Origin of the sequence: Pseudomonas sp. BIGb0176, from assembly GCF_024810175.1 — a bacterium.
Taxonomy (GTDB): domain Bacteria; phylum Pseudomonadota; class Gammaproteobacteria; order Pseudomonadales; family Pseudomonadaceae; genus Aquipseudomonas; species Aquipseudomonas protegens.
This window is the reverse complement of record NZ_JANUEC010000003.1, coordinates 68,084-87,181: the sequence shown is the minus strand read 5'-3', so window position 1 is coordinate 87,181 and position 19,098 is coordinate 68,084. Positions and strand designations below refer to the sequence as shown.

Annotated in this window: 20 protein-coding genes and 1 tRNA gene; 19 read left to right on the top strand and 2 right to left on the bottom strand. The window is 56.8% G+C overall.

The genetic code is table 11. The annotated features are described in order from the left end of the window. Positions 1-29 precede the first annotated feature (29 nt). The 17 genes from M2395_RS18405 (at position 30) to M2395_RS18320 (ending at position 13,607) form a co-directional block, all read left to right on the top strand. The gene (locus tag M2395_RS18405) at positions 30-1,493 is read left to right on the top strand and encodes an amidase (protein ID WP_123431405.1); all 1,464 of its coding nucleotides are present in this window, start codon (positions 30-32) and stop codon (positions 1,491-1,493) included. A gap of 77 nt (positions 1,494-1,570) precedes the next feature. Beyond that, positions 1,571-1,647: transfer RNA gene (locus tag M2395_RS18400), tRNA-Met, on the top strand. A 169-nt stretch (positions 1,648-1,816) separates the two neighbouring features. After that, the gene (locus tag M2395_RS18395) at positions 1,817-3,058 is read left to right on the top strand and encodes a phage integrase central domain-containing protein (RefSeq protein WP_123431406.1); all 1,242 of its coding nucleotides are present in this window, start codon (positions 1,817-1,819) and stop codon (positions 3,056-3,058) included. A 182-nt stretch (positions 3,059-3,240) separates the two neighbouring features. Further along, positions 3,241-4,077: a hypothetical protein gene (locus tag M2395_RS18390; RefSeq protein ID WP_123431407.1), complete on the top strand. Its 837-nt coding sequence runs from the start codon at positions 3,241-3,243 to the stop codon at positions 4,075-4,077. A 102-nt stretch (positions 4,078-4,179) separates the two neighbouring features. After that, a complete protein-coding gene (locus tag M2395_RS18385) occupies positions 4,180-4,449 on the top strand; it encodes an AlpA family transcriptional regulator (RefSeq protein ID WP_123431408.1) in 270 nt (89 codons plus the stop codon). Continuing rightward, positions 4,450-4,755: a helix-turn-helix domain-containing protein gene (locus tag M2395_RS18380; RefSeq protein WP_123431409.1), complete on the top strand. Its 306-nt coding sequence runs from the start codon at positions 4,450-4,452 to the stop codon at positions 4,753-4,755. It begins immediately after the preceding gene. Beyond that, positions 4,752-5,426: a KilA-N domain-containing protein gene (locus M2395_RS18375; RefSeq protein WP_123431410.1), complete on the top strand. Its 675-nt coding sequence runs from the start codon at positions 4,752-4,754 to the stop codon at positions 5,424-5,426. Before M2395_RS18380 ends, M2395_RS18375 begins: the two co-directional genes overlap by 4 nt. 478 nt (positions 5,427-5,904) lie before the next feature. After that, positions 5,905-6,159 (top strand): hypothetical protein, encoded by a 255-nt coding sequence (locus tag M2395_RS18370; protein WP_123431411.1) that lies wholly within the window; start codon positions 5,905-5,907, stop codon positions 6,157-6,159. After that, positions 6,156-6,455, top strand: coding sequence for a DUF3077 domain-containing protein (locus M2395_RS18365; RefSeq protein ID WP_123431412.1), 300 nt, complete (start codon positions 6,156-6,158; stop codon positions 6,453-6,455). The genes M2395_RS18370 and M2395_RS18365 overlap by 4 nt, the downstream gene beginning before the upstream one ends. Before the next feature lie 127 nt (positions 6,456-6,582). Further along, positions 6,583-6,810: a hypothetical protein gene (locus tag M2395_RS18360; protein WP_123431413.1), complete on the top strand. Its 228-nt coding sequence runs from the start codon at positions 6,583-6,585 to the stop codon at positions 6,808-6,810. Next, the gene (locus tag M2395_RS18355) at positions 6,807-7,688 is read left to right on the top strand and encodes a toprim domain-containing protein (protein WP_123431414.1); all 882 of its coding nucleotides are present in this window, start codon (positions 6,807-6,809) and stop codon (positions 7,686-7,688) included. Before M2395_RS18360 ends, M2395_RS18355 begins: the two co-directional genes overlap by 4 nt. Next, positions 7,675-9,465: a DUF927 domain-containing protein gene (locus M2395_RS18350; RefSeq protein ID WP_123431415.1), complete on the top strand. Its 1,791-nt coding sequence runs from the start codon at positions 7,675-7,677 to the stop codon at positions 9,463-9,465. Before M2395_RS18355 ends, M2395_RS18350 begins: the two co-directional genes overlap by 14 nt. Next, positions 9,462-9,824, top strand: coding sequence for a hypothetical protein (locus M2395_RS18345; RefSeq protein ID WP_148071265.1), 363 nt, complete (start codon positions 9,462-9,464; stop codon positions 9,822-9,824). Before M2395_RS18350 ends, M2395_RS18345 begins: the two co-directional genes overlap by 4 nt. Before the next feature lie 307 nt (positions 9,825-10,131). Further along, positions 10,132-10,740 carry a hypothetical protein gene (locus M2395_RS18335; protein WP_123431417.1) on the top strand — a complete coding sequence of 203 codons (609 nt, stop codon included), beginning with the start codon at positions 10,132-10,134 and terminating at the stop codon, positions 10,738-10,740. Positions 10,741-11,195: 455 nt separating this feature from the next. Further along, a complete protein-coding gene (locus tag M2395_RS18330; RefSeq protein ID WP_123431418.1) occupies positions 11,196-11,810 on the top strand; it encodes a tail assembly protein in 615 nt (204 codons plus the stop codon). 189 nt (positions 11,811-11,999) lie between these two features. Then, complete coding sequence (locus M2395_RS18325; RefSeq protein WP_123431419.1) at positions 12,000-12,434, top strand: DUF2846 domain-containing protein; 435 nt, start codon at positions 12,000-12,002, stop codon at positions 12,432-12,434. A 387-nt stretch (positions 12,435-12,821) separates the two neighbouring features. Then, positions 12,822-13,607 carry a hypothetical protein gene (locus tag M2395_RS18320; protein ID WP_123431420.1) on the top strand — a complete coding sequence of 262 codons (786 nt, stop codon included), beginning with the start codon at positions 12,822-12,824 and terminating at the stop codon, positions 13,605-13,607. A gap of 86 nt (positions 13,608-13,693) precedes the next feature. Here M2395_RS18320 and M2395_RS18315 read toward each other — a convergent pair whose 3' ends face one another. Beyond that, positions 13,694-14,419, bottom strand: coding sequence for a hypothetical protein (locus M2395_RS18315; RefSeq protein WP_123431421.1), 726 nt, complete (start codon positions 14,417-14,419; stop codon positions 13,694-13,696). A gap of 1,442 nt (positions 14,420-15,861) precedes the next feature. Between M2395_RS18315 and M2395_RS18310 the strand changes: the two genes are divergently transcribed. Beyond that, complete coding sequence (locus tag M2395_RS18310; protein ID WP_123431422.1) at positions 15,862-16,932, top strand: beta family protein; 1,071 nt, start codon at positions 15,862-15,864, stop codon at positions 16,930-16,932. Here M2395_RS18310 and M2395_RS18305 read toward each other — a convergent pair. Then, positions 16,929-17,474 carry a sce7726 family protein gene (locus M2395_RS18305; protein WP_123431423.1) on the bottom strand — a complete coding sequence of 182 codons (546 nt, stop codon included), beginning with the start codon at positions 17,472-17,474 and terminating at the stop codon, positions 16,929-16,931. The genes M2395_RS18310 and M2395_RS18305 overlap by 4 nt on opposite strands. A 729-nt stretch (positions 17,475-18,203) precedes the next feature. Here M2395_RS18305 and M2395_RS18300 point away from each other — a divergent pair. Further along, entirely contained in the window at positions 18,204-19,043 is an 840-nt protein-coding gene (locus M2395_RS18300) for a 5'-nucleotidase, lipoprotein e(P4) family (RefSeq protein WP_123431424.1), read from the top strand. Positions 19,044-19,098 lie beyond the last annotated feature (55 nt).

The following is a 19,098-nucleotide window of genomic DNA, read 5'->3' as shown; positions in this document are numbered from 1 at the left end:
TCTAAAGCCGTTTGAAAGGCCCTCCTGCCATGATCGCCAAGCCCCCCAGCGAACTGGTCCTGCTTCAGGCCCATGAACTCGCCGAGCGTATCCGCCTGCGTCAGGTTTCCTGCCGGGAAGTGATGCAGACCTACCTTGCCCACATCGAGCACTACAACCCCCTGGTCAATGCCCTGGTCAGCCTGCAACCGGCCGAAGCCCTGCTGGCCGAGGCCGACCGGCGCGACGCCGAACTGGCCCGTGGCGAATATCGCGGCTGGATGCACGGCCTGCCCCACGCGATCAAGGACCTGTCCCTGACCCACGGCATCCGCACCACCCTGGGTTCGCCGCTGTACCGGGATTTCATCCCAGAGCGCGACGGCATCATGGTGGAACGGATCAAGGCCGCCGGGGCGATCCTGATCGGCAAGAGCAACACCCCGGAATTCGGCCTCGGCTCCCAGACCTACAACCCGCTGTTCGGCGCCACCGGCTGTGCCTATGACCCGAGCAAGACCGCCGGCGGCAGCAGTGGTGGCGCCGCCGCGGCCCTGGCCCTGCACCTGGTGCCGGTGGCCGACGGCAGCGACATGATGGGCTCGCTGCGCAACCCGGCGGCCTTCAACAACATCTTCGGCTTCCGCCCGTCCCAGGGCCGGGTGCCGTTCGACGACAGCAGCGACCTGTTCATCGACCAGCTCGGCTACGAAGGCCCCATGGCCCGCAGCGTGCGCGACGCAGCCCTGCTGCTGTCGGTGCAGGCCGGCGGCGATGCACGGGCGCCACTGTCCATCGCCGAATCCGGCCAGGGCTTCGCCGCCCCGCTGGAACGCGACTTCAAGGGCTCGCGCCTGGGTTGGCTGGGGGACTTCAACGGTTACCTGCCAATGGAAAAGGGCCTGCTGGAGCTCTGCGAAAAGGCCTTAGGCGATTTCCGCAGCCTGGGTTGCAGCGTAGAACCGGCCAGCCCCGACTTCGCCCCCGAACGCCTGTGGAGCAGTTGGCGCACCCTGCGCCACTGGATGGTCGCTGGGTCCCTGGGCAGCACCTATGCCGATCCACAGAAACGCAAACAGTTCAAGGACGAGGCCATCTGGGAAGTGGAGAACGGCCTCAAGCTCTCCGCCAGCCAGGTGTTCGAGGCCTCGGTGATCCGTAGCGACTGGTACCGCGCCATTTCAAAACTGTTCGAACGCTTCGACTACCTGCTGCTGCCCAGCGCCCAGGTCTTCCCCTTCGACAAGAACATACCCTGGCCGCGCAACATCGAAGGCGTGGCCATGGACACCTACCACCGCTGGATGGAGGTGGTGATTCCCGGCACCTTGTCCGGCTGCCCGGTGGCCAGCGTCCAGGCCGGCTTCAATGCCAACGGCCTGCCCATGGGCTTGCAGATCATCGGCAAGCACCAGGCCGACTTCGCCGTCCTGCAATTGGCCCACGCCTACGAACAGGCCAGCCGCTGGTTCCAGCGCTGCCCATCGCCACTGATTTTCGGGGGGAAGGGATAAACGGTTGATAGCGTAGATAATTTTTTTATAAAAACGCTTGACGCATTGTCGTTCCGAGCGAATAATGCGCGCCACTTGGCTACATAGCTCAGTTGGTTAGAGCATAGCATTCATAATGCTGGGGTCCGGGGTTCAAGTCCCTGTGTAGCCACCAAGTACCTGTTTACAGATGTCTCCATGAGTCTCTAAACAACCTCAAGAAGCCCGCCTAGTGCGGGCTTTCTTGTTTCTGGCTATCTCTCCTTGTATCCCCCTATACCTTCCCTCCGTGTATCCCCCTGTGTATCCTCGGTAAATAATTGAACCGAAGGGATACACGTTCGATGAAACGCTCTGAAATCAAGCGCCGCCCCCTTTCTGACACCGCATTGGCCGGGCTAGAGCCTGACGCCAAGGAGTACCGCGAGCTCGACGGGAATGGCCTTTACTTCCGGGTGAAGACCGATGGCCAAAAGTCCTGGCAGCTCCGATACAAGAAGCCTGACGGGAAATGGTCTTGGCTGGGGCTGGGAGGTTATCCCGAGGTGAGCGGATCGGTGGCCAGACAGAAAGCCGCCGAGTTGCGTGCTGACGCCGCCGACGGGAAAAACCCGATCGTCACTAAACAAGCTCGCAAGAAAGCAGAGAGGGATATCGCCGGCGAGACATTCGAGCCACTGGCGCGGGAGTGGTACGCCTCACGTCTCACCAACTGGGACGCAGGCACCGCGAAGAGAATCATGGGTGCCCTGGAGCGTCACGTCTTCCCGGTGTTCGGCAAGCGTCCCTATGCGGAGATCACCCCGCTTGAGTGGATGGAATTTCTGCGCAGCATGGAACAGCAAGGTATCCTGGAGCAGATGAGTCGAGTTCGGGCTTACTGCAGGGACGCCTACGACCTGGCCCGGGTGACCGGCCGCGCAACACACAATCCACTCGACGGCCTGCAGAAGTATCTCCAGTCCGGCAAGGCCGAGAACTACGCTCACGTCTCACCTGACGAACTGCCGAGCCTGATTCGTGCCATAGCCGCTTACCCACACGCCCACGACGTGCGTCTCGGCCTACGCCTGCTGAGCCTATTTGCCGTGCGCCCCAGTGAGCTGCGCGAGGCGCGGTGGTCAGAGTTCGACTTTGCCAAGAAGATTTGGACGATTCCCGTCGATCGTAAAGGCCGCAAGAAGGGGCTTGAACACCTGGTGCCACTTTCGTCTCAGGCGATCGAGGCGCTGGAGGAACTGCGCCAGTACACCGGCTGCTATCCCCTTCTGTTCCCTGGCCGCAGCGACCACACCAAGCCACGTAGCGACACCGTGTTTCTTATGGCCCTGCGACGGATGGGCTACGAGGGACGGCAAACCGGTCACGGCTTCCGGCACATCGCATCGACGGTGCTCAATGAAAACGGATTCGATGAGAACCACGTCGAAGCCCAGCTATCACACAAAAAACCCGGAGTAGCCGGCGTCTACAACAAGGCCCAGTACTTGCCACAGCGCACAGCGATGATGCAGTGGTATTCGAACTACCTCGACAACCTAGCTGGAGGCGTGATTGTGCATGGCGACTTCGGCAAGAGGGCCTAATACGGGCCTTCCATTGTTCTCGTGGACAGATATAGACTGTTAGCCATTACTGTTCGGATAGACAGTCATTCTGTATCTGCCGCGCGCCTACCTGCTCTGTCAGTTCGCAGCCGCTTGATTGTTTATTCCCTTCAAAACGAGGTCGGGCTAGTGGCTGTGGGTAGAGATTCAGGAGAGTAGGTGTGGATAAGGTTTACAGGCTGCTGCCGTGGCTTTCGCTAGACCAAGCTGTCGATTGGCTGAGGCGCCTGACAAAAACTGAAATCACCAGCGATATTCTCCTTTGTCTCTGTGAAGCAGGCAGGACACAGGCTTACGTCAATGTGGGGACAGGCTGCTCAGGGACTGATGAGGATTCTTGGCTTCTTAGCGTACACGCCTCTGGATACCACTCTGTGACAAACCAGGAGCAACTTCGCTTTGCTCTCAAAGACCAGAAAAAGTTGCTGCTCTATGGTCAGGTAATGGTATTTGCTGAAAACGGCGATATCTCAAAGCGTGAGATTCACTGGTTTCCATCATCTCCGTGCGAAAGCATCCACCCTGTCTTCAAATCCGCCAATGTACAGGCCTTGGCCGATACGATTAATGCCGAGGAGCTCGCAGAGAAGGAGCTTGAAATAGAGGCCATACGAGCATCATTGGCAAAGTATCGCACGGAGAAAGAGACAGCTCTTCTTGAACTGCACAACGCCTTGGCAGAAAACTGCGAGCTGCGAGATAAGCTCGCTCAAGTAAATGAAATAGCTGCTCAAGCCACTCCCGCGGAAAGCCCTAAAACATCGTATCAACTTGCGATTGCGGGCCTTTTGACCTTATTGCTAGATAACGCTCGACCACGATACAACCAAGGCAGTGCAGCTACTGCTATTGGAGACAAAGGTTGGCCAGGGGCGAGCGCTACCGCAATGAATCACATGTTTGCAGAAGCCAATAAAACAGCGAAAGAAGCAGAGACGATTGCTCAGTCCAAGGCAGAGGCTCGCGCCATCGCATTAAAGGCATCAGCTCTGCCATAACCATAATTTTGCAGCTGCAAAGTCTACTTTTGCAGCTGCAATGACTCCCTTTCCAGTGTCAACGAACCTGTTTCCCGTCCTAATCAACAACGGGAAACTGATATGGCCAACATCTCCCCAGTAAACCTCCCAACCGCCGAAGAACACTATAAGTACGACCCCGCTACCACTCTCATTCGCATCCCAGAAATGGAGGCAATTACGGGATACAAGCGTCCGACGATCTACAAACGCCTTAAAGATGACCCGACCTTTCCTCGCCCTGTATCGCTGAGCAATAGCAAAGCACGTGGCGCTCCCGTTGCTTGGGTACTGGCCGAGGTACAGGCCTGGGTTCGCCAGCGCATCGCCCTGCGAGGGGAGGCGGCATAAATGACCGACCAAAAAAAAGGCCAAACCAATAAGGCCAGCCCGGAAAAATCTCACCTCCACAATACCAGCAACCACGCTCAACTAGTGCGGCTTATTCCACACCTGCGCCTGGGGCCGTCTGACACGTTCACGATCATGCGCGACCTAAACATCTGCCGCCCTGGTGCGCGGATCTGTGACCTGAGAAACGCCGGCTACAAGATCATCACCACCCGAACCATGCTCACCGATGAGTGGGGGCGCACCCACCGCGGCGTGGCCGTCTACACACTGATCGCCGAACCGGGCCAGAAGGTGGCTGCATGAAGACTCGCATCATTCCCTTCGACTACCAGGGCCAGGCAGTCACCTTCAATGCCGACGGCTGGATCAACGCGACCATTGCAGCCGCCCGCTTCGACAAGGCACCTAACGACTGGTTGCGCCTTGGCTCCACCGAGGAGTACATCGAAAAGCTGGCCAGCAGGATGAGCCAGAGTAATACGGGAAAATCCCGTATTACTCTGGTGACGACCCGTCGAGGCAACACCGCCAACAGCGGAACTTGGCTCCACTCCAAACTCGCAGTGAAATTCGCCCGCTGGCTCTCTGTGGACTTTGAAATCTGGTGCGACGAGCAGATCGACGCACTGGTACGCGGAGACCAGGCCAACTGGCAGCAAGCGCGCCAACAGTCGGCAGTCGGCTATCGCGGCCTGTGTGATGCTCTGGCGATCGCCTACGAAGAGAACGGAAAGACTCCCCAGCGCCACCACTTCATCAACGAGGCCAAGCTCATCAACCAGGTGATCACCGGCCAATTTGCCGGCCGCAATCGCGACCAGCTAACCGCGCATGAGCTGTTGCTGGTCACCCTGATCGAGATTCGTGACGTGCTGCTGATCGGCCAGGGCAAGGACTTCGCGGCCCGCAAGGCATCGCTACTTCGCTACATCCAGAGCCTGACGGCCAAGCACCTTCGGAGTGATGCCGCATGACCAGCCTTCTTAGGATTGCCGATGACAGGTCGATAACGTCCCTTGCATGCAATCGTAAGGGCCGGTATGGTTTGGTCGTCACTGCAAAATCAGCGACCGACCTTGGCGGGTCGAACAGTAAACGGCGCAACAGCGCCCCCATTACGATTGCAGGCGCTTTTTTTGCGCCCGCATTCTTGTGTTATGGCGGGTTGCGCAGGAGCACCCTCGGGTGCGCCGGGTTCCGTTTACCCCGGTCCGCCAATCCTGTGCAACTCGCCACCCTTCCCTGCTTGGCGGCAGATAGGAGTGGCTCCATTGAAGTAAACGGAGCTACACCGATGAATTACGCCCTCAGTCCGTCCGCAATTCGCGTCTTTGCTCATCGTCGTTTGGCCCTGAGTGCCCTTCGCGCAAACTCGTCCCTTTCCGTTCGTCTCGCTCGCTACAACAGCCACATGGCCGTCGTCCGCACCCTGGAAGCACAAGGAGAGGCGAAATGATCAGCTCACCTCGTAGCGCATCCCTGATCGGCGGTGAAGCCATCGACCTGATCCACTCCAGCCGTGAGCACATCACCTGGCTGACCGCGCTGCTCAATGCCGTCAGCGCCGACGTCACCCATGGCAAGGGACACAACGTTAAAGCCCTAACAGGCCTCGGGCAGTACATCGGAGACGACTGGGCGAACTACCTCAATTGCCAGACTACCGAGCTGCAGGAAAAGCTCGATGCATTGGAGGGCAACCAATGAACCTGGCGAGCATCAACACCGCAGAAGGCCACCGCTTCCACCCAACCGGCGAAGCCACCAAGCACCAGGCACTTTTCATCGTTAACCCCGGCGCTCCGATTGAAGATGCAATGGAAAGCGTGTCCGACCTTCTCAGCACGATCGACGACTCAATTTACGCCGCAGCGATGGGCGAGCGTTCACTCGTAGGCAACGAGGTGTGGCTGGTGAAACACACCTTGGATTCAGCGCGAGCTGTAGTTGATTCGCTGAAAGAATCCTTGATCAAGCAGCGCCTCAAAGCAAACAGGGCCTAAACCATGACGACTTTTCAACAGCGCATTTTTGCGCTGGCGGGATCGGCTTGCTTGAAAAAAGCCACAGAGCTGTTTGCCCGGTGCGGCGGCGTAGTTTTGCGTAGTGCTAAGCACCTGGAGGTGGAGCATGAGTAACGTGACTCCGATCAAGCGCAAGGGTAGCGGCGTGCCGCCCACTACTGGCGCGCACATCGACAGCGCCAGCTATGCGCTGCTGGTGAAAACCCTGGTCGGCTTCCTGGAGCTACGAGTCTCGGAGGGCGACCAAGGCCGGCACTGCAAAGAGCTGGAACGCCTAACCCAAGAGCTGGAACGCTTGGCCAAGCGGTTTACCCCGCCGAAGGGGGCCGCATGACTGACGCAACGATCCAATTTCGTGACGCACTCCAAGCCGTCTATGGCCAGCTCGACTGGCTTCCCGTGGCAGACGGCGCCATCCATCGTTTCCGCGTCCCAGACGACAAGCCCGGCAGCCTCAACGGTTGGTATGTGCTGTACCTGGATGGTATTGCATCCGGCGCGTTCGGCAGCTGGAAGTCCGGCGGTGCCAACACTTGGTGTAGCCGTGAACCAGTAGACGCCTACGAAGCCGCGCAGATCCGTGAGCTAGTGGATCAGGCCCGGCGCCAGCGCGAAGCCGAACAACACCGGCGCCAACAGCGAGCGGCAGAGAAGGCCAATCACTGGTGGCACAACGCGCGGCGCGCCTCGCCAGACCACCCGTATTTGGTCGCCAAGGCTGTTCGCCCCTACAGCTTGCGCCAGCGTGGCGCTGACCTTCTGATCCCACTGTACCTGGATGGCCGCTTGGTCAACCTGCAACGAATTGCTCCTGACGGCGGCAAGCGCTTCCTGTTCGGCGGCCGGATCAAGGGCACCTATTCGCCTCTGGGCATTATTAAGCCCGACTCTGTGCTCTGCATCTGCGAAGGATGGGCAACGGCCGCCAGCCTCCACCAGCACGGCGGATACGTCGTTGCCGCCGCTATGAACGCCGGCAACTTGATCCCGGCGGCGATGGGCCTGCGCTCCCGCTATCCGGGGCAGGCCATTGTGATCGCCGGCGACGATGATCGGCTCACCGACGGAAACCCAGGGCGCAAAGCAGCGAACGCCGCCGCGGCCGCCGTCGGTGCCCAGGTCGCTTTCCCTGAGTGGCCAGAAGGCTCCCCCGGCGACCTCACCGACTTCAACGACCTCGCCAACTGGAAGCTCGCCAATGTCCAAGCCTGACACCAACGTGATTAACCTTCGGCCTGACGCGGCGACCATTGAGCCTGATCGTCCCTGCTGGGCCGTGTACGAGCACTGGGTCACCAATGAGAAGGGGCGCAAGCTTCGCCCTGGCGTCTACTGGCACGGCTTTAAGCGTGCTCCAGACCAGGACGACGCCGAGAGCGATAGCGGCGACCGCCCTATCACTGATGAGTGGATCGCCAGCCCAGTAACCGTGGTCGCTCGCACGACCAACAGCGACGATGGCAGCGAGGGACGTTTGCTACGCCTGGTGACCGAAAGCGGCATCAAGGAATGGATCATCGCCATGGAGGTGTTCGGGGGTAGTGGCGAGGATGCCCGCCGCGCCTTGTTCGGCATGGGGGTCATTATTGCCCTCAAGAAGCGCGGCACCTTCATGGAGTACCTACTCGATCAGCACCCCGCCGAGGTGTTCGCCACCACCAGTCGGCCAGGCTGGCATGAGTCGGGGGCGTTCGTGCTGCCTGGGCGCACCATCGGCAGCGACAAAGTGCGTTACCAGGCCAGTAACAAGGCCCAGGTGTTGTTCAGCCGCCGCGGCGAGTTGGCGCTGTGGCAGTCGGAGGTCGCCGCAAAGTGCGCCGGCAACCCGGTGCTCACCTTGGCGATCGGCTGCTCACTGGCCGGCCCACTGCTCAGTCTGGTCGGTGTGTTGGGTGGTGGTGTTCACCTGGTGGGCGACAGCTCGAGCGGCAAGTCCCTGGCGCAACTGATCGGCTCGTCGGTATGGGGTGACCCCGGGGTGTTCGCCGCCAGTTGGGACATGACCAAGGGCGGGCTGGAGATCGAGGCATCGAGCCGTAACGACACCATCTTGCCCCTGGACGAAATCAAACGCGCAGACCCCAAGCGCGTACAGGAAATGGCCTACTCCCTCGCCAACGGTCAGGGCAAAGGCACCATGACCCGCGAGCGTGAGGGCCGCGCCAAACTGAGTTGGCGCTTGCTCACACTTTCCAGCGGCGAGCGCTCCCTCTCCGAACACGCCGCGATATCCGGCAACGCCGCCCACGCTGGCGCCGAGTTGCGCATGGTCGACGTGAACGCCGGCACCCGCACCCATAGGGCCTTCGATGAACTGCACGGCCTGGAGGGTGCGGACTTCCACCGCCAACTCACCGTGGCCGTTGGCGCCCACCATGGCCACCTTGGGCCTGCGTTCGTCGAGAAGCTGCTCGCCAGTGATGACCGCGCCGGACTACTCGAAGACTTCGCCGGGATACGTGCAACCTTCGTGGAGGACAACGCCCAGGCCGGTCGAGTGGCAGATCGGTTTGCCGTCATTGCGCTGGCGGGGGAAATGGCCATCGCCTATGGCCTGCTGCCTTGGGAGCCCGGCACCGCCCTAGCTGACTGCCGTTTGCTCTATGGGGAGTGGCTCAGTCGGGTTGGTAGCGGAAACGCCGAAGACCGCCAGATCCTCGCCGGCATCCTGGACTTTATCGACCGCCACGGCAGCAGCCGCTTTTCCGACATCGACGATCAAACGCCCGACACCAAGGTATTCAACCGGGCTGGCTACTGGGAACTGGTTGGAAACAACCGCCTGTACTTGTTCAACAAGCCGGCGCTGATCGAAGCAGCCCACGGCTACGGCCTGTCTCGCATCGTCAAAGCACTCGAGGGCGCGAACGTAATTGCCCGCCGCGACAACGAGCGCAAAACCAAGAACTACCGCCTCCCTGGGGGTGGCCAGGCCCGCCTCTACGTGATCGATCCAGAGGTCATTGACCGTGAAGGGGGTGGCGCATGACCAGCCCTCAAACACTACTTACTCGGATTGCCCAAACTCACAGGAACCTAGAATCGCTGGCAACAGTGGCAACACCGGCAACGGCCTTACAGGACGTGGCTTACAGCCGTTGCCACCCCATAAAAAGAGTGGCAACAACTGGCAACGCACACCTGATTTTCAACATAAGAGACGGCATCGTCCCTCTCATTTGGTTATCACTGTTGCCGGTTCAAAACTGGTGGCAACGATTTGGAAGCATCGGCAACGTCTGGAGGCCACGGTTTACGGGACCGTTGCCTTTGTTGCCGCTGTTGCCGGTGTTTTTGAAATCAGAGGAACATTGGATTACGAGTAATTGCGGCGAGGTGGCGGTATGAGCCTCCTTTCTGCCCTGCTCGATCACATGCCACCCATCGTTACCGCTGCCTCCCCCACAAAACTGCGGAGCAATCCTGAACCTCGCCCGCGCCTGGTGTTGGTCAACCACGTCGAGCGCGCTCCCCAGTTCTGCGCCAGCCCGCATGCAAGTGCCGCCACCGCCACGCTGGAATGGCGACAGGCACGCGACCAATACCTCAACCACATCATGGCTTGTCGATCCTGCTACGCGCCCACAGGCCGCCATTGCACGGCTGGCGCTCACCTGCGCACCAGTTACGACGCCACACCTATGGAGGCGCACCAATGACGCCCAGCCTTATCACCCGCTTGTGCAACATCGCTTTGAAGCCTGGAGTCAACGCCACCACGCAGATCATCACCACCCGGAGAATCTGTCGCGCCATTGCTGACCAGCTCGACGTTATCCGCAGTGAACGGCGAGCCCTACGCCGGCAAGCGGGCAAGTTGAAAGCATTCCTCCCCTTCACCCGGCAAGCCATTGCTGAATTGGAGCAGCGAGCCCAGGAACACCAAGAGGCCACCCTCTGCGGAGCGTGGAGCGCGCTTGCCGGGTTTGGCCAATCGCTGATGTTCGACCGTGAAGGGCTGGCGCAAGCGCTGGGCTTCGACCGGATGTGCGACCTACTGGCCGTCAACCCAGTACATCGCCAGCAAGCCAGCGCAGACGGTGACACCAGCCTCCGTGGAGTGGCCTATCTGTCCCGATTGGAGGACAGCTCCGACCGTAAGAGCGATGAATGGGGCGCCGGTGGCCCGCTGTATCGAGCCTGCCACGCCTCCATGATCCAGTTCATCAAGGAGTGCCCTGAGCACCTGCTACCCGACCCCTTCGCGCCTGGTGCGCCGTTCGGCCCAAAGCTGCCGCCCGCGCTGAGCATCGTCGGCAAATGACCATTTTCCGCGCCACGTTTTGCGAATCACGAAAACGTGGCGCGACACAGAACAATTCAACAGGGCGGACAGCCCATGACCAACGCCCCACCAGAGGTACACATCATGGAACAGGACAGCAAAACGACGAGCTAGTCACCGACACATCGGGACCGTTTCGAAGAGGCATGCCGGACGAATCAGCTTGAGAGGCACAACTCCCCAGCAAGGCACTCAGCCTACGAGGTCAGGATCACCAATAGCGGCCAGAAGCACTACGTAGAGGGACCGTTTTTCACCCACACAGAAGCGGCCATCTGGGCGGAGATCCTGCGCAAGTCCTGCAAAAACGCCAGGGCAACCAGCGCCTTTTACCAAGATCACCCCGCCATTACCCGGAGATTGATCAAGGACTGCCAGGACAGCCGCGCCCGCCTGGCCCAGCAACTCAATCTCGCTTAAGGAGCACGCCCCCCATGGCAGCCATTACAGAAAAAATGCAAACAGTCATCGTTACCGACCAGCTAGCCAAAATCACAGGTAGAACCAAACACCGGGTTACCACCAGCAATGGGCTACGGGACGTAATGGGTTACTTCAGGCAGTTCCGCGGGTTCGAGAAGTTCATGATGGAAGCCGAAAGCAAAGGTTTACGGTTTGCGGTATTCGTCGGGAAGGAAAACATCGGCGAGGACGACCTCGGCAAGCCGACGGGGAGAAAGGTTATTCGGATTGCCCCGGTAATTACCGGATCTAAACGCGCCGGGAGCCTGCAAACTATTGTCGGAGTAGTCCTCATTGCAGTGGCAACGGTCATGACCGGCGGATTTGCTGGTATAGCGGCTGGAGGTGGTTGGGGTGCCGTTGGTGCCGTCGGCATATCCATGGCAGCAGGCGGCGTTATGTCGCTATTGAGCGCTCAATCTAAGGGGCTGGGGTCTCAGGATAGCCCCAATAACCGACCCAGCTACAGCTTCAACGGCGCCGTGAATACCAGTGTCCAGGGCAACCCTGTCCCGCTGCTTTACGGGCGGATGATCGTCGGCAGCGCCGTGATCAGCGCCGGGATCTACTCCGAAGACCAAATGTAGTATTACCGGCGGGCCCGCCAGGGCCGGGCTCATCCTGGGATGTTCCACAATATTGACTGGGCCGACTCTTACTCATAAAGGATCTCTTTCCACTGCTAAAGAGCCGGGTTATAAGGACGCTGATTCAAAACGCCCTATCGTCATAAGGGCCTACAACTCTCGACCTACAGCGATTAATAGGGACATCGAATGAAAAGGATCGCGAGCATACTCGCCCTCTCTGCTGCGCTTCATGGCTGTGCATCAGTCCCCATGGGCGAGCCCGCCTTAGACTCCGAAATGAAACGTTTTGGCACCCTCCCAGATATGTCCCGGATTTACATCTACCGCAACGAAAATATGGGTGCTGCAATCAAAATGACGGTGACTGTTGACGGGCGCGTTATTGGTGCGACGGCAGCAAATACCTACCTTGTTACAGAGGTTCCCGCGGGGTCTCATACAATTGGCTCTGACGCTGAAAACCTGACAATGCTCAAGGTGAACGCGCAACCGGGCAAGAACCTGTATGTGTGGCAAGAGGTGAAAATGGGGTTCGGTTACGCCCGGAGTCAGCTCCACTTGGTCAGCGAAGCCGAAGGACGAGAAGGAGTGCTAGAGACGAAACTAGCTGGCTCACTTTAAGTCGAAGTAGGCCATATTTACCTATTGAATTAGGGCCATGGCAACCATCCACATCGCCTGACAAGCCGCCCGCCACCTGACAATTGTTAACAGGGTGACGGGTTAGCCAACCTCTCATGGGACTAACTTTTGCTAACAGGCAGCGAGCTTTGCCATCGGCTCCAGGCCCATCTGACCTCAACATTTCTCAACATCGCGCCCTGCCCCGCACTCGATCCAATGTCAGGTTTTGGTGCGCTCTCGATGACAGGTTTTGACAGATTCCCGCCCTGAAGAAATGTTAAGTTTTGTTAAGTCGACAGCGCTTACCCGTTCAATCAAAAGGTACAAAATCTGGGCAAGACCTGACTACACTGCGACACGTTCGTTAAGCATATCGAGGTGTCTATGTATATTTTCGAGCTCGTGGTCCCTGGCACCTGGTTGGACTATGAGGACCGGGACTGGTCCTGGAAAGTCGAAGGGTTGCTACGCAATCTTCAGTCGCAGTTTTTTGAAGCAAATTTAGCGCTCAACCTATTTTCAAGCTCACAACAGGCCCGGGTCTTGCCCGCTATGAGTCGAGATAAATGGGAACAAGACGCCCAGCGTCGTAGCGAAATTCAACAAATAGTTGAGCTGGAAAAGGGAGGCATGAACGCTCATGAGAACTGGGAGGAAGTACGATTTGAAACCGATGTTCGTTTTAAGCGGGAGCAATGGGCCAGGGGAGCTATTCCCAGAGAGTTTGAGCACAACACCTCATTCCTTTATGCGCGGGCCTTTTTGTACGCCCTAGACGGGTTCGACAAGTTTTTAGGTGTTCTGGCAAAAACTGAAAACATCCCAGCTCAAGTAACTGATATCCACCAACGAATGGCCATCGCCTTCCCAAACCTTCGTGGGGTTCGAAATTCGGCACAGCATCAGGAAGATCGCGCCCGGTCTCTGGGGGTCGGAGGCAAGCCCTTGGACTTGAAGCCAATAAACAATGGGATGGTGAGTGCCCCAGGAGGCGGCGTCCTTATGCTCAACTGCCTAAACGGTTCAAATTATGGGTCTACCATGGCGGATGGGCATTATGGTGAAGTCGATGTGACTCCAGATTCGATGAGCACCCTTCAGCAACTGCTCTCGGAAGTACTCAGCGCCTTTTTATGGAAAGGTCCCAAGCAGCATGCGCCAGCCGCCTAGGACGTTTCATTGCTCGGTATCCACTCTGGTATCCACGGTTTGGGACGTGCAACATGGATACATACAGGGAGTCACCACCGGTACCGCTATAGCTTGCTTCGGTAAAACGCCCACCAAGCTTCTGACTCACTGAGCAGGCCCTGCAAATCAGCTTCTGAAGACATCCCAGATTTCAAAGAGACTCGAAGCTCTTGAAACGTGTTGAACGGCAAGGCACCTAGTTTTGCCTGGTCATTCATCATGTGTTCCAACTGATGTTTTGTCGCTGCTGAGGCGTGCTCCATATTTCTCAACATATCCAGTGCCACTGCAAGCGATACAGCAGGGTCTCTATCCCAAAAGCTCTTGCGATCCATAAAATCTTCAATAGCGGGCCCGATCTTGGCCTCACAGAAAAAAATCACCACGGTCAAAAAAGGCGAGAACCGCATAAAACTTTTCCCACCCCTCGCAGTAAGCGTAGGGGGAGCCAGTGGACAAATGATGCCATTTACTTCGACACCAGCACTCGTAATGTCTGCCCCCCTATGAATCATCGCGTGGCGTAGGAGCCGAAGGTACTGAAAGTTATTTTTCCCCGAGTGCCCGCCGTATCCATCGAGTGCGGTTTCAATACAGTCATTGAATGAGTCGTCAAAATCGCTCAGGAGCTCGATTGCGCTGACGAGATACAAAAAATACTCACCATAATATCGGCGGGCGTTGACGCTGAAACTCTCGGCGTCCAACGATTCAAAACCTCGATACGCTTCTACTTTTCGGGACCAATACCAATCGAGGCCATCAAGTAATTCTCCGTGCTTATCGTCCATCCAAAGAGCCTCAGTATGTGATTGGCGCTATTCCGTCTCGACTAGCGTAGATGATTGGAGAGCGAAATAGTTAACGGCTCCTGCCTACCTGCGGAACGTCCCCGTCGGAGGCTGGCGCCAAGTATCGGCAGCAGTGTTTTTCGCTCAGTGTTTCGCGCATGTCCGTCGCGCACCCCAGCAAGGTTTCACGCAGTGTCTTCACGTACCTGGACTGCGCGAACGTTCCGTGGGAGAGAGCTGTGTGCCGATGGTAAGCAGCCAGATACGCACGATCAGTACGCGCCCGCTGATGTGTACCAGCACCAAGTTCGCACCCGAGGTTCGCACTTCTGGTTCGCACCCTCCTACGCGAGGCTTGTGCGAACCAGGCCAGCGGTTACAACTCTGGTTATACCAATGCACTTGGTTTCCAGTCGCTGATTTCCACTTTGGTTTCCAGGGTTTTGCAGTGGTTTCCACTGGCAATCTGGACAGGCCCAGACCAAACTCACGGCTCGGGGTCGATTGGCCGGCGCCCACGATCCGCGCCAGCATTGAGTGTTGAATTCAACTCACCGTGTAGATTCCACCACGCTGGCGCCGGCTATTACTTTCACCACGCTTTGACGGAATGTAAGACAGGCGTGAGACAGAATCCGCGCTGGGTGGCCGTCTGAGGCTTAACCCGTGCGCTGGCCGTCAAATAGCAGGGCTTTGCCGTCTCATACCCCCGACAGACCCCAGACGGATTCTGGACAGGCTCCAGCGCGACGATCACTTACGCAGCGAGAGTGGCTCACGGCCACCCCAGGCAAACGCCACCATAATCCTTGACCAGCCTTGACATAACCTTGACGAAATTTTGGACAGGTCTTGACGGTTTTATCTGGCGCCACCAGCGGCTGGAACGCTGAAAGCCACGTAGCTCAAGGCTTTGCGAGCATTCGGTCAGCCAGGACAGCACCAGCATCGTCTAAAAGCAGAGGGGGCGGCCGTCAAGGTGAGTGCTCGATCAATATCCGGGAGCGATGGGGTGGTGAAATACCGAGCCAGAAAAATGCTTAGTGCGCCAGGCAATACTAGACAGGCCCTAGACGGATTTTCGCCGATGGGTCTCGTCTGAATTTCCCCCAGCGTAAGCAATACGCTGCCCCCAGCGTAAAAGGCTGCGTGCTGGCGACTGATGCTCGTCAAATATTCACCAGAGGGGACGACTAGTTAACTCTGGACCAAAACCAGAAACTGTTCGCCCTGCCACCTCGCCAAACTGTCGATTGCAAAACCCAGCCAGACTGGCTTTTTGCCACCCATGAGCTAGCATCAATGATTGCCACGCAGGGCGTAACGTTAAAACAAGTTATTCGAAAAAAACAAATACCTCTCAGCATCCATTGAGGCACGCTGGAATTTTAATTACTTCCCCCAATAGTCAAATTCCCCTAATAAAATGCAAGGAGCGCGACATGCAATACGTAGCATGTTTAAGGGTAGGGCAAAACGATATAAAAGCTCTCACCAACCTGGAGCCTGAAAGGAGAGATGTGTTTACTCCTCTCTTGGATATGAGAGGAGATGACGACCGACACTTACAGACATTTTTGGCAAACTGGACTGATCACCCATTCTTCCTAGATGTATCTAGAGTAAGAAAAGATATCGGAGAAGACTTCATTGGAGGCAACGACCTTCACAACGCTAGTGATGCCTTTGAAAATAAGCAGCAGTTTTTTCTAAATACCCAAAAAACAAATAACCATATAATCCCAGTAATCTCATGGACCGACGATGATCCGCAAAGAGACGTTATTCAGTTGGCTCTTTCTGCAGAGCGAAACTTCAACCAAATTGCAATTCGAGTCTTCTGCCCTGAAAAACCGACCTCTGCATCTTGGGCCAGACTTTTATCAATCCTAGACTCTCTAAATCTGCCTAACTTCGCGCATGTGATACTGGATTTCGGGGCAACCTCACCAGCAAGTACGGCTGCAGGCTCCGAATTCAACCATTCATTGAAACAGCTTAATGCTTACAACTTACAAAGCGTAGTACTGCTCAGCACTTCATTCCCTATCGACAAACCAGCGTCTAATACCTCTCGATCTTCTGCTTGTTATGACGTCGCTTGGCAGTCAAACATTGACCGCAACGGCATAAATCCTAGCCCCACATACGGCGACTACGCGGCAACCAACCCAACCGCACCTATGGAGTACATTCCAGGTATGCCAGTGCTACCATTCGGCTGCTATTACACTCCAACCGAATGGTGGCAAAGACGGAAAGGAGGAAATAAAGAATTTACAAATTATATCGAAATAGCACAAGAGGTTAGAAACCTACCAGGTTATCATGGTGATGATTTTTGTTGGGCCACTCGTGAGTACTCCCGAATTGTCGCAACCTCTACTGGATACGGCAACAATGGAACATGGAACGGTTATAGAATCAATCAGCATATCTGCGCAATGATTTTATCTATAACCGACGATACCAATGAAGAATTTAACGAATTAGATTTTGACGATCTTATCTAAGAGTATCGACTCTTAAGAGTTCGCAAAACGCAAGCTCTAATATCTGCCAGAGGAAGTGCGTCGCTAACTTTATGGCGCACATCCTTAATCAGGTCCTTCCCGCGAACATTGATACCGAAGCTCTTAGCCAGAGAGTCGAGCTCGTCCCGCCATAAAAAACCAGTCAAATGAAATTTATCCTGCGATCTATTCGACTTAGCGCTTCTTACCATCGCCATCCCTGAATAATCGTCTACTACCAGTATTCCTACAGTGGGGATAGAGACTTCTAGCGCCTTAATTAAGTGCTTCGAATGACAGCAAAGCCATACCTCATCAAAACAGGCTAAATAAGCTTCTTGTTGACCTCCCCACCTACTCAAAGTATCCGCGTGAGACTTTATCTCAAATGCACTCAACTTCCCGTTGGCATGAACGAGGTCAGCCCGCCGAGCCTTATCAATAAAGCAAAGCTCTTCAATAAAGACATCCTGAGCATCATGGGGCATCACTCTCGTGATCCATTGCTTAAGGAGAGGTCGTATTTCGGTTGGATTTAACATGGAGCGATTATAGCCTTCGATTTTGAAGTCTTCACAGTAGGTCTGAAGGGTGCTCGACGAGAGGATGTCGGCCCCCTTCCAAGCCGAGTAGCTATAGCATCACCAAATCTTATCGCGCCTCAGCAGGAGCCAAACCCTAGCATCGAGGAAATCTGGTCGGGATAATACGTAAAATGAAAGCCCCCGAATGACCACTACCCTGATCCGGGGTGGTGCTGGCGCCGGGGGCGCGGCAAGAGCGCCTCTATGTGGCGATGGCTCCTCAAAAGTGAGGAACGAGATAATCGGGCCACTTATGGACTGATCCATCAAAGGAGTGGTGGTGACCACACCTTTGCACCGGCGGCGGGCTTATCATGATGACGTTACCGTTCGTCGTGGATGGAGCAACGAACCTCGACGGCTTTTTCAGTCAGCGTGAAACGGGCCAAAAACACCCCAGCAGACAGCACCGTGTATCCCATGATGTATCCCTAAAAAATATAAATACAAAAATAACCAATAAAAACAGCAAGATACATGACCAGTTCAAATGTCTGTGTACCACCAAGTACTAAAAACGGCTTACCGCAAGGTAGGCCGTTTTTTTATGCCCGCGAAAAAGTACCGGGGATTACGCCGCATTGATCCACAAACGCGACACCCGCATTGAGCACCGCCACTGACTGGGATAGAACACTCCGGCAGTGTTTGTGAGAGCTGCGCAATCCTCACTTCAAGGGCTCGAAAATGAAAACAAAAATCACCCGAACCGCGGTCGCTCCCTGGCTGTTCTCGCTCCTGGCAATCACCTGTACCTCAACCTTCGCCGAGCAGGCTCCTACCCCGCCCTCCAACCTGCTGACCGCCGCCGTGGCCTGGAAGCAGACCGCCGCAGAGTTCGAGGCGCTGTACTACCAGGGCTTCAACATCGCCCGTCTGCAACTGGACCGCGCCCTGCAGGAACACAAGGCCGGCGACCGCCCCCTGGCGATCATCAGCGACGTTGACGACACCGTGCTCAGCAGCAACAGCTACTGGGGCTACATGATCAATTCGGGCAAGGAGTTCTTCGACGACGAGGCCTGGGACAAGTGGGTCGCGGACAATGGCCCGGTGGCCACCCCAGGCGCCGTGGAGTTCCTCAAGTACGCCCAGTCCAAGGGTGTCGAAGTCTTTTACGTCACCAGCCGCGACCAGGGCGAAAAGACCTACGAATACGCCCTGGCCAACCTGCGCAAGAACCAGCTGCCCTATGCCGATGAGCAGCACCTGACGGTGTACCGCGACAGCTCCAACAAGGAGCCGCGGCAGCAGGAGATCGCCAAGGACCACAACGTGGTGCTGATGCTGGGCGACAACCTCAACGACTTCAAACGCAAGTACTACGTGGCCGACGTCAAGCAGCGCAGCAGCCTGATGACCGAGGACAAGGAGCAGTTCGGCCGCAAGTTCATCCTCTTCCCCAACCCCACCGACGGCCATTGGCTGAAGGCGATCTTCGGCGACTCCGAACCGCCGGCCACTCCGGAAAATCGGGCCAAGTTCAAGGCCGCGGCCAGCTCGACGGCCTGGCAGATGAAGCCCTGACAGGGCGTCGCAACATCAGCGCAACGCTGGCCCGCCATGGCCAGTGTTGCGCCAA